Consider the following 10198-nt stretch of genomic DNA (forward strand, 5'->3'; position numbering starts at 1 on the left):
GGAGCGGATCCGGACCTCGCTGTCCGGGCAGCAGTCCGGGATCGTGCTCGTCGACGACCTCGAGCAGGGCCTCGACGTCGTCAACGGCTACGCCGCCGAGCACCTCGAGATCCACACCGACGACGCCGCCGCAGTCGCGGGGCGGGTCCGCAACGCCGGAGCCGTCTTCGTCGGGCCGTTCACCCCGGTCTCGCTGGGCGACTACTGCGCGGGCTCCAACCACGTGCTCCCGACCGGGGGTTGCGCATGCCACTCGTCGGGGCTGTCGGTGCGGACCTTCCAGCGCGCGGTGCACGTCGTCGACTACACCCGCGAGGCGCTGGACGAGGTCGCCGACCAGGTCGTCGACCTGGCCGAGGCCGAGGACCTGCCCGCGCACGGCGCCGCCGTGCGCGCGCGCCTCGAGGGCTGAGCATGAACGCGAGCGAGCTCGCGGGGGAGCCGTCAGGATGGCCCCCGCTGCGTGAGGAGCTGCGCGGCATCGAGCCCTACGGCGCCCCCCAGCTCGACGTGCCGGTGCAGCTCAACGTCAACGAGAATCCCTACCCGCCCTCCGCCGAGGTCGTCGCGGACGTGGCGGCGGCGGTGGCCGAGACGGCCGCCCACCTCAACCGGTACCCCGACCGCGAGCTCACCGAGCTGCGCGCCGCGCTGGCCGACTACCTCGCGGCCGACGGCAGCCCCGGCCTGCGTCCCGAGCAGGTGTGGGCGGCCAACGGGTCCAACGAGGTGATGCTGCAGCTGCTGCAGGCGTTCGCCGGTCCGGGACGGACGGCGGTCGGGTTCGCGCCGACGTACTCGATGTATCCGGAGTACGCCCGGGTGACCAACACCCGATGGGTGGTCGGCCACCGCGAGGAGGACTTCTCCCTCGACCTCGACCGCGCCCGGGCCCTCGTGCAGCAGCACCGGCCGACCGTCGTCCTCCTGCCGTCGCCCAACAACCCCACCGGGACCGCGCTGCCACCGGAGGCGGTCTCCACTCTGTGCGGGGCCGTCGGGGACGGGCTGGTCGTGGTCGACGAGGCGTACGGCGAGTTCCGTCGCGACGGCACCCCGAGCGCGCTGGAGCTCCTGCCGCGGCACCGCAACCTCGTCGTCACCCGCACCATGAGCAAGGCCTTCGCGCTCGCGGGCGCCAGGCTCGGCTACCTCGCGGCCGCTCCGGAGATCTGCGACGCGCTGCGGCTCGTCCGGCTGCCCTACCACCTGTCCGCCGTCACCCAGACTGTCGCGCTCGCGGCTCTCCGGCACTCCTCCGAGCTGCTCGGCCGGGTCGCCGACCTGCGCGCCGAACGGGACGCCTGCGTCGACTGGCTGCGGGCCCAGGGGCTGACCGTCGCCGACAGCGACGCCAACTACGTGCTGTTCGGGAGCTTCGCCGACCGGCACGGCGTCTGGCAGGCTCTGCTGGACCGCGGGGTGCTGATCCGCGAGACCGGTCCCGAGGGATGGCTGCGGGTCTCCATCGGGACGCCCGCGGAGATGGGAGCATTCAGGAAGGCACTCACCGAGGTGCTGGAGGAGGCACGATGAGTGACACCGTGAGCCGCACGGCGACGATCGACCGCACCACCAAGGAGTCGCGGGTCCACGTCGAGGTCGACCTCGACGGCACCGGCAAGGCCCAGGTGTCCACCGGCGTCGGGTTCTACGACCACATGCTGCAGTCCTTCGCCCGGCACGCGCTGCTCGACCTCACGGTCGACACCGACGGCGACACCCAGATCGACGCCCACCACACGGTCGAGGACACCGCGATCGTGCTCGGCGAGGCGCTGCGCGAGGCGCTGGGCGACAAGCACGGGATCCGCCGGTTCGGTGACGCCACCGTGCCGCTCGACGAGGCCCTCGTGCAGGCCGTCGTCGACGTTTCCGGCCGCCCGTACTGCGTCCACGTCGGCGAGCCCGAGGGGCAGGAGTACGTCGTCATCGGCGGCGACTACGCGGGCTCGTTGACCCGGCACGTCTTCGAGACGCTGGCCTTCCACGCCCAGATCGCCCTGCACGTCCGGGTCCTGTCCGGCCGCGACCCCCACCACGTGGTCGAGGCACAGTTCAAGGCGTTCGCCCGAGCCCTGCGCGACGCGATCGCGATCGACCCGCGCGAGCCCGGCGTGCCCTCCACCAAGGGCACCCTCTCGTAGCGTGTCGTCGACAGTCGTCGTCCTCGACTACGGGTCGGGGAACCTCAGGTCCGCCGTCCGCGCGCTGGAGCGCGCCGGGGCGCAGGTCGAGCTCACCGCCGACCACACGGCCGCCGAGGCGGCAGACGGCCTGGTCGTCCCGGGCGTCGGGGCCTTCGCCGCCTGCATGACCGGGCTGACCGCCGTCCGCGGCCACCGCACGATCGGGCGCCGGCTGGCCGGTGGCCGACCGGTGCTGGGGATCTGCGTCGGCATGCAGGTGCTCTTCGAGCGCGGCGTCGAGCACGGCGTCGAGACGGAGGGTTGCGACGAGTGGCCCGGCGTGGTCGAGCGGCTGCAGGCGCCGGTGGTGCCCCACATGGGCTGGAACACCGTCTCCGCACCGGGGGGCAGCACCCTCTTCGACGGCATCGCGGGGGAGCGCTTCTACTTCGTCCACTCCTACGCCGTCCGGGACTGGACGCTGCAGACCAACAACCGCACCCGGGCCCCGCTGGTGACCTGGACCGAGCACGGGGGCGACCGCTTCGTCTCCGCGGTGGAGAACGGTCCTCTCTGCGCCACCCAATTCCACCCCGAGAAGTCCGGCGACGCCGGGGCCCAGCTGCTGCGCAACTGGGTCCAGACCCTCTGATCCGGAAGTGACCATGACCCGACTCGAGCTCCTCCCGGCCGTCGACATCGCCGACGGACAGGCCGTCCAGCTGGTCCAGGGGGTGGCCGGCTCCGAGAAGCGCTTCGGCGACCCCGTCGCGGCCGCGCTGCGCTGGCAGGAGGCGGGTGCGGAGTGGATCCACCTCGTCGACCTCGACGCGGCGTTCGGTCGCGGCCACAACCGCGAGCTGCAGGCCGAGATCGTGGGCACGCTCGACATCGCCGTCGAGATGAGCGGCGGGATCCGCGACGACGAGTCCCTGGCCGCCGCGATGGCGAGCGGGTGCCGGCGGGTCAACATCGGCACCGCCGCCCTCGAGCAGCCGGAGTGGTGCGCCTCCGCCATCGCCGGGTACGGCGACCGGGTCGCCATCGGGCTCGACGTACGCGGCCGGACGCTGGCGGCCCGGGGCTGGACCCGCGACGGCGGCGACCTCTACGAGGTCCTGGCCCGGCTCGACTCCGAGGGCTGTGCCCGCTACGTCGTGACCGACGTCAACAAGGACGGCATGCTGCAGGGACCGAACGTCGACCTGCTGCGCAACGTCTGCGCCGCCACCGACCGGCCGGTCGTGGCCTCGGGCGGAATCACCGAGCTCGCGGACCTGGAGGTGCTGCAGGGCCTCGTTCCGGACGGTGTCGAGGGAGCGATCATCGGGACCGCTCTCTACGAGGGCCGGTTCACCCTCCAGGAGGCGCTCGAGCTGACGAGACGGGAGCCGGCGTGAGCCTCGCCGTGCGCGTCATCCCGTGCCTCGACGTGGATGCCGGCCGGGTGGTCAAGGGCATCAACTTCACCGACCTCCGCGACGCCGGCGACCCGGTCGAGCTGGCCCGGACCTATGACGCCGAGGGCGCGGACGAGCTCACCTTCCTCGACATCTCGGCCTCCCACGAGGGCCGCGCCACCACCCTCGAGATCGTCGCCCGGACCGCCGAGGAGGTGTTCATCCCGCTGACGGTCGGTGGGGGAGTGTCGTCGGTCGAGGACGTCGACCGGCTGCTGCGGGCGGGCGCCGACAAGGTCGCGGTCAACACCGCGGCCATCGCCCGGCCCGAGCTGGTGGCCGAGATCGCCGACCGGTTCGGCAGCCAGGTGCTGGTGCTGTCCGTCGACGCGCGCCGCGCCGGGGGCACCGACTCCGGCTTCGAGGTGACCACCCACGGCGGCCGCAAGTCCGCCGGCCTCGACGCGATCGGGTGGGCGGTACGCGGCGCGGAGCTGGGAGCGGGCGAGATCCTGCTCAACGGCATGGACGCCGACGGCACCGAGGACGGCTTCGACCTCGAGCTGATCCGCGCCGTCCGCGCCGAGGTGACGATCCCGGTCATCGCCTCTGGCGGAGCGGGTCGCACCGACCACTTCCCGCCCGCGGTCGACGCCGGCGCGGACGCCGTCCTGGCGGCCACCGTCTTCCACTTCGGCACCCTGCGGATCGCCGACGTCAAGCAGACCCTCTCGGCCTCCGGCCACCCCGTGCGCTGAGCGCTGACCCGCCCGAAACTTTCGGGCGGGTCAGCGCTTTTCGCGTCAGTTTCGGGCGGGTCAGAGGCCGAGGCCGGCGTCGTGCAGGGCGGCGATGTGCTCGTCGGGGCCGTGGAACTCCAGCCCGCGGTGCTCGTGGCGCCCGTAGAGGAACATCACGATCTCCGACGGCATGCCGGCCAGCACGGCAGCATCCGCCCCGCGCCGCAGCGTCGCCTGCGCGCCGGTGTCGGTACGCCGGATCTTCACGGGTACGCCGGCCCGCCGGACCAGTCCGCGACCGAAGACCCGGATGGCGGACCAGAGAGCGGACTCGTCGGCGCGGTCGAGGACCCTCGGCGTCCACCCGGGCTGGGCCCGGCGCAGGTCCTCGTGGTGCACGAAGTACTCGAGCGTGTTCACCGCCTTGTCGACCGGCCGGATGGCCGAGGGGGTCAGCCCGTGCCGGCGGGCCCGCTCGACCAGGACCGTGAAGTCCTTCTTCCCGATCCGTGCCATCTCCAGCTCGGTGAGCCGCGACAGCGGCGGGATCAGCAGCCCGGGCGCTCCGAGGGGGCTGTGCTCGCGCAGCACCAGGTGGGTGACCAGGTCCTTGGCGGTCCAGTCGCCCGACAGCGTGGGCGCGTCCTCGCCGAGGACGAGGGCGAGGTCGCACAGGGCGTTGCGTTCGCGCCGGGCCAGCAGGTCGGAAGTCATGGTTGCCGAGGGTACGGCGCAGGCGAACCGTCGAGTGGTAAGGGGTTGGGCAGGTGGCATACCCTCACAGACGCGACGGCGGGACGGCCGTGGCGCCTTGGACGCGGAGGGGGACGGGCAGCACGTGGCGGAGGAGCAGGCGGAGCTGCGCGGAGCGACCACGCGCGAGGGCTTCGCCGTACTCGGCCACGCGATCCGCCGCGAACCCGCCATCTTCGTCCTGTCCACCGTCGGCAGCGTGCTGTTCGCCCTGCTGACCGTCGCTGACGCCTGGGTGCTCGGCTGGTCCACCGACCACGTGCTGATCCCCGCCTTCGAGGAGGGCGAGATCGCCCCGGGCCTGCTCTGGGCCGTGCTCGGGCTGTTCCTCGGGGTCGCGATCCTGAGGGCGGTCGGCATCGTGGCCCGGCGCCTCGGTGCCGGCGTCATGCAGTTCCGGATGCAGGCCCACACCCGCCGGGCCGTCACCCGGCAGTACCTCTCCCTGCCCATGGAGTGGCACCAGCGCCACCCGACGGGCCAGCTCCTCTCCAACGCCTACTCCGACGTCGAGGCGGCCTGGGGCCCGATCGCGCCGCTGCCGATGGCGCTCGGAACCGTGGTGATGATGGCCATCGCCGTGGTGCAGATGCTGTTCGCCGACGTGGTGCTGGCCCTGGTCGGGCTGCTGGTGTTCCCGGCCGTCGTGGTCGCGAACCTCGCCTACCAGCGGCTCGCCTCGCCGCTGATGACCCGCGCACAGGGCCTGCGCGCCGAGGTCAGCGAGATCGCGCACGAGTCCTTCGACGGTGCGATGGTGGTCAAGACCCTGGGCCGCGAGGGCGAGGAGACCGAGCGGTTCCGCGCCCGCGCCCACGAGCTGCGCGACGTCAACACCCGTGCGGGCGCCATCCGCGCCGCCTTCGACCCCACCCTCGCCTCGCTGCCCAACGTCGGGGTCCTCGTGGTCCTGGCGGTCGGCACCTCCCGCGTGCTGGCCGGACAGACCGACGCCGGCGACGTCGTCACCATCGCCTACCTGCTGACCATCGTCTCCTTCCCGATCCGCGCGATCGGCTGGTTGCTCGGCGAGTTCCCGCGCTCCGTGGTGGGCTTCCGGAGGACCCGCTCGGTGCTGCACGCCACCGGCGCGATGGAGCACGGAGACGCAACCCTCGTCGCCACCTCCGCCGACGGCGCCCGGGTCGAGGTGGACGACCTCCACTACGCGTACGACGGCGAGGCGCCTCTCCTCGACGGCGTCTCGTTCGTGGTCGAGCCCGGCCGCACCGTCGCCCTCGTCGGGGCGACCGCCTCCGGCAAGAGCACCCTCACCAGCCTGCTCACGCGGCTCGTCGATCCCGACTCCGGCCGGATCCTGGTCGACGGGTCCGACCTGCGCGACCTCCGCAAGGGCGCGCTCGCCGGGTCGGTCTCGCTGGTGCCGCAGACGGCGTTCCTCTTCGACGACACCGTGCGCGACAACGTCACGCTCGGGGCCGACGTCTCCGACGAGGAGGTGTGGGCCGCCCTGCGCGCCGCCCAGGCCGACGGCTTCGTCGCCGCCCTCGGCCAGGGTCTCGACACCCGCCTCGGCGAGCGCGGCACCTCGCTGTCCGGCGGGCAGCGCCAGCGGATCAGCCTCGCGCGCGCCCTCGTGCGACGCCCGCGCCTGCTGATCCTCGACGACGCCACGTCGGCCGTCGACCCGGAGGTCGAGGCCCGGATCCTGCAGGCCCTGCGAGCCGGCGGGACCGGCGCGACCCTGGTCGTGGTCGCCTACCGCAAGGCGACCATCGCCCTGGCCGACGAGGTCGTCCACCTCGAGGACGGCCGGATCGCCGCCCGGGGCACCCACGCCGAGCTGCTCGAGAGCAGTCCCGCCTACGCCCACCTGGTCAACGCCTACGAGCAGGCCGCCCACGAGCCGGGCGGGGTGGAGGTCCGATGACCGCCGTGACCACCGACCGCCCCACCGGCACCACCATGGACACCGGCGACGACATCAAGGCGATGGACACGATCCGTCGTGGCGTGCGGATCTCGCCCGAGCTGCGCGAGGGCTTCGGGTTCACGCTGTTCCTCGCCGTGATCGCCTCGTGCGGCCAGGTGGTCGTCCCGATCGCGGTGCAGCAGACCCTCGACCGGGGGCTCAACGGGCTCGGTGGCCCCGACGTCAGCTACGTCGCCTGGATGGGGGTCCTCGCGGCGCTGGCGATCGGGATCACCAGCGCGGCGTCGTACCTCATGACGAAGCGGCTGTTCACCTCCTCCGAACGCGGACTGGCAACGCTGCGGATCAAGGCGTTCCGCCACGTCCACGACCTGCCGCTGCTCACCCAGAACACCGAACGGCGCGGAGCCCTGGTCTCGCGGGTGACCAGCGACGTCGACCAGGTCAGCCAGTTCCTGGTCTTCGGCGGCCTGCTGTTCATCGTCAGCATCGGCCAGATGCTGGTGGCGACCGTGATCATGGTGATCTACAGCTGGCAGCTGGCGCTGGTCGTGTGGGTCAGCTTCGCGCCGCTGTTCTTGTCGATCCGCTACTTCCAGCGCAAGCTGTCCGAGGCCTACGGCATCGTCCGGCACCAGGTCGGCGTCCTGCTCGGCGCCATCTCCGAGCCCGTGGTCGGTGCGGCCGTGGTCCGCTCCTACTCCGTCGAGGACCGCACCCAGCACCGCATCGACACCGCCATCGACGACTTCAAGGGCGCGTCCATCCGTGCCCAGCAGTTCACGGTCGTCTCGTTCTCGCTGGGCGGCATCTCTGCGGGCCTGGCCAACGCCTGCGTCCTGATCGTCGGCGTGCTCCTCGGCTTCACCGGCGACATGACCCCCGGCCGGATCCTCGCGTTCGCGTTCCTCGTGACGCTGTTCGTCGGACCGGTTCAGATGGGCACCCAGATCCTGACCGATGCCCAGAACGCCATTGCCAGCTGGCGGCGGGTCATCGGCATCCTCGAGACCCCCGCCGACCTGGTCGACCCCGGTCCCGAGGGCGAGGTCCTGCCACGCGGGCCGATCGACGTCCGCTTCGACCACGTCACGTTCGCCTACCCGGGCGGGCCTCCGGTCCTGAGGGACGTGGACCTGTCCATCGCCTCCGGCTCACGCGTGGCGATCGTGGGCGAGACCGGGTCGGGAAAGTCGACCTTCGCCAAGCTGCTGACCCGGCTGATGGACCCGGACGAGGGTGCGGTGCTGCTCGACGGCGTCGACGTACGCCGGATCGCCGGCGAGTCGCTGCGGCGCAGCGTCGTGCTGGTTCCCCAGGAGGGGTTCCTCTTCGACGACACGCTCGCGGCGAACGTCCGCTACGGGCGGCTCGACGCGGGGGAGGACGCCATCCTCGCCAGCGCCGAGGAGCTCGGACTCGGCGACTGGCTGGACGGCCTCCCCAGGGGGCTCGACACGAGGGTCGGTCAGCGCGGGGAGTCGCTGTCGGCGGGGGAGCGACAGCTGGTCGCGCTGCTGCGTGCCCACCTCGCCGATCCCGACCTGCTCGTCCTCGACGAGGCCACCAGCGCGGTCGACCCGGCCCTGGAGATGAGGATCGGGCGCGCCCTCCAGCGCCTGATGAGCGGCCGGACCTCGGTCACCATCGCCCACCGCCTTTCCACCGCCGAGAACGCCGACGAGGTCGTGGTCGTGGACCGGGGCCGGGTGGTCCAGCGCGGGCCGCACGCCGAGCTGGTGCAGCAGCAGGGCAGCGTGTACGCCGGCCTGCACGCCTCCTGGATCGCCCAACACGGATAGTCCGGCACGGATAGTCCGGCACGGAAGACCGGCGCGGTGGGCCGGCAGCGGATCGTCACTGGTCGATACCACCCGCCCGGGTCATTTACCTCTCAACCACTCGCATGGTTCGGTGGAGCGGACAGCCCGGGGTGGGGCCGAGCGTGACGCGTGTGCGCTCGGGCCCAGATCGTCAGGAGCTGCCATGAAGCGCCCGGGACTCAACACCACCGCCACGGCAGGAGCGCTCGCCCTGACCGTGAGCCTCGCCGGCCTGCTGCCGGCCACGACGACGGCTGGCAACGCCTCGTCGGCGCCACCGCAGGCACAGGCCAGAGCGGGGGACGCGGCGCTGCGCCTCGCGGTCCGTGGGGTCGGCGGACCCGCCGCGCTGCGCGGCCTCCGCTCCTTCCGCTACCACGCCACCGGCAGCCGCTGGATCTACGACGAGGGGGTCCGTCCGGGCGACCGGGCCAAGCTGAGCGCCACGTTCGACGAGCGGGTCCGGTACGTCGTCGCGAACCGGCGTACTCCCAACCGGGTGCGAGTGGACGTCGTGCGCACCTCCGTCGGGGCGGACCGTCCGGTCCACGAGGTCATCTCCGGCGACCGTGGCTTCATCCGAGGCGTGGACGCGAACTTCTCCTCGCCCACCTCGAAGCCGATGACCGCGGACCGGGGCGCTGCGATCCGCGAGGAGCTCTCCCTGCTCAACCCGCACGTGCTGCTCCAGAGGGCCCTGAACAACCCCCGGCTGGCCCGTGACGGTGGTAGTGCCGTCGTGGGCGGGCGGACCTTCCGGGTCCTCGTGCTGCGCGACGCCGTCGCGCCTGTGCGCCTGTTCCTGAACGCGAGGACCGGACGGATCGCCCGGCTTCGGACCACGCAGCACGACTACCTGCGCCGCGACGTCAGGGTCGAGGTGCGCTACGCACGCTGGAGCCGTGCCGGGGCGGGGCTGGTGTTCCCACGCACGGTCTCGCTCAGCTCGGACGGACAGCGGCTCCACCGCGAGCAGCGCCCTGCCGGGCAGGTCGTCGCCAACCCGAGGCTGCGAGACGCGGCGTTCCGGATCCCGGCCTCTGTCCAGGCCCCACGGTTCGGTGCCCGGCTGACGTCGGTCGGCCGCCGCACCTCGGAGTGGGTCATGTCCTTCGCCAACCTCGGCTTCATCAAGGACGGCGGCCAGACCGCGATCAACCCGCAGCGGGTCGCGCCCGGGGTCATCCTGCTCGGCGGGGTCTCCAACAACTCGCTCGTGGTGCGACGCGCCAGCGGGATCGTCGTCGTCGAGGGTGCGTTGCACGACCTCCGTGCCGAGGCCGTGATCGCCTTCGTCCGCCGCCGGTTCCCCGGCCAGCCCATCACCCACGTGATCACGACGCACCACCACTCCGACCACTCGGGCGGCATGCGGCCCTACGTCGCGCTCGGCGCGCGGGTGGTGGTGCACCAGTCGGCGGTCCGGTTCTTCGGCCGGGTCTTCCGCCAGCGCAGCTCG

The 10198-nt window shown here is 72.5% G+C and carries 10 protein-coding genes; 9 read left to right on the forward strand and 1 reads right to left on the reverse strand.

Translation table 11 applies throughout. The annotated features are described in order from the left end of the window. The 6 genes from VFN12_RS17185 to hisF all read left to right on the forward strand — a co-directional run. The coding region (locus tag VFN12_RS17185) for a histidinol dehydrogenase (protein WP_325120012.1) at positions 1 to 412 on the forward strand (412 nt) is incomplete at its 5' end. Positions 413 to 414: 2 nt separating this feature from the next. Next, complete coding sequence (locus VFN12_RS17190; protein WP_325120013.1) at positions 415 to 1536, forward strand: histidinol-phosphate transaminase; 1122 nt, start codon at positions 415 to 417, stop codon at positions 1534 to 1536. After that, positions 1533 to 2147, forward strand: a complete 615-nt coding sequence (hisB, locus tag VFN12_RS17195) for an imidazoleglycerol-phosphate dehydratase HisB (protein WP_414690062.1) — start codon at positions 1533 to 1535, stop codon at positions 2145 to 2147. The genes VFN12_RS17190 and hisB overlap by 4 nt, the downstream gene beginning before the upstream one ends. Position 2148: 1 nt before the next feature. After that, on the forward strand, positions 2149 to 2781 hold the full coding sequence (gene hisH, locus VFN12_RS17200) for an imidazole glycerol phosphate synthase subunit HisH (protein WP_325120014.1): 633 nt from the start codon (positions 2149 to 2151) through the stop codon (positions 2779 to 2781). A gap of 13 nt (positions 2782 to 2794) precedes the next feature. Beyond that, positions 2795 to 3529 (forward strand): bifunctional 1-(5-phosphoribosyl)-5-((5-phosphoribosylamino)methylideneamino)imidazole-4-carboxamide isomerase/phosphoribosylanthranilate isomerase PriA, encoded by a 735-nt coding sequence (gene priA, locus VFN12_RS17205; protein ID WP_325120022.1) that lies wholly within the window; start codon positions 2795 to 2797, stop codon positions 3527 to 3529. After that, a complete protein-coding gene (hisF, locus tag VFN12_RS17210; protein ID WP_325120015.1) occupies positions 3526 to 4287 on the forward strand; it encodes an imidazole glycerol phosphate synthase subunit HisF in 762 nt (253 codons plus the stop codon). The genes priA and hisF overlap by 4 nt, the downstream gene beginning before the upstream one ends. A 60-nt stretch (positions 4288 to 4347) precedes the next feature. Here hisF and VFN12_RS17215 read toward each other — a convergent pair whose 3' ends face one another. Then, on the reverse strand, positions 4348 to 4983 hold the full coding sequence (locus VFN12_RS17215) for a TIGR03085 family metal-binding protein (protein WP_325120016.1): 636 nt from the start codon (positions 4981 to 4983) through the stop codon (positions 4348 to 4350). Between the two features lie 124 nt (positions 4984 to 5107). Between VFN12_RS17215 and VFN12_RS17220 the strand changes: the two genes are divergently transcribed. The 3 genes from VFN12_RS17220 to VFN12_RS17230 all read left to right on the forward strand — a co-directional run. Next, positions 5108 to 6913 (forward strand): ABC transporter ATP-binding protein, encoded by a 1806-nt coding sequence (locus VFN12_RS17220; RefSeq protein ID WP_325120017.1) that lies wholly within the window; start codon positions 5108 to 5110, stop codon positions 6911 to 6913. Positions 6914 to 6918: 5 nt separating this feature from the next. After that, entirely contained in the window at positions 6919 to 8718 is a 1800-nt protein-coding gene (locus VFN12_RS17225; protein ID WP_325120019.1) for an ABC transporter ATP-binding protein, read from the forward strand. Positions 8719 to 8902: 184 nt separating this feature from the next. Then, a partial coding sequence (locus VFN12_RS17230) for an MBL fold metallo-hydrolase (protein ID WP_325120020.1) occupies positions 8903 to 10198 on the forward strand: 1296 nt, incomplete at its 3' end.

Source organism: Nocardioides sp. (assembly GCF_035703625.1).
Lineage (GTDB): Bacteria > Actinomycetota > Actinomycetes > Propionibacteriales > Nocardioidaceae > Nocardioides.

Bases quoted from the DNA above. Each gene is read 5' to 3' on its own strand.
- VFN12_RS17190 (WP_325120013.1), top strand. From the start codon at position 415: ATGAACGCGAGCGAGCTCGCGGGGGAGCCGTCAGGATGGCCCCCGCTG.
- VFN12_RS17215 (WP_325120016.1), bottom strand. From the start codon at position 4,983: ATGACTTCCGACCTGCTGGCCCGGCGCGAACGCAACGCCCTGTGCGAC.
- priA (WP_325120022.1), top strand. From the start codon at position 2,795: ATGACCCGACTCGAGCTCCTCCCGGCCGTCGACATCGCCGACGGACAG.
- hisB (WP_414690062.1), top strand. From the start codon at position 1,533: ATGAGTGACACCGTGAGCCGCACGGCGACGATCGACCGCACCACCAAG.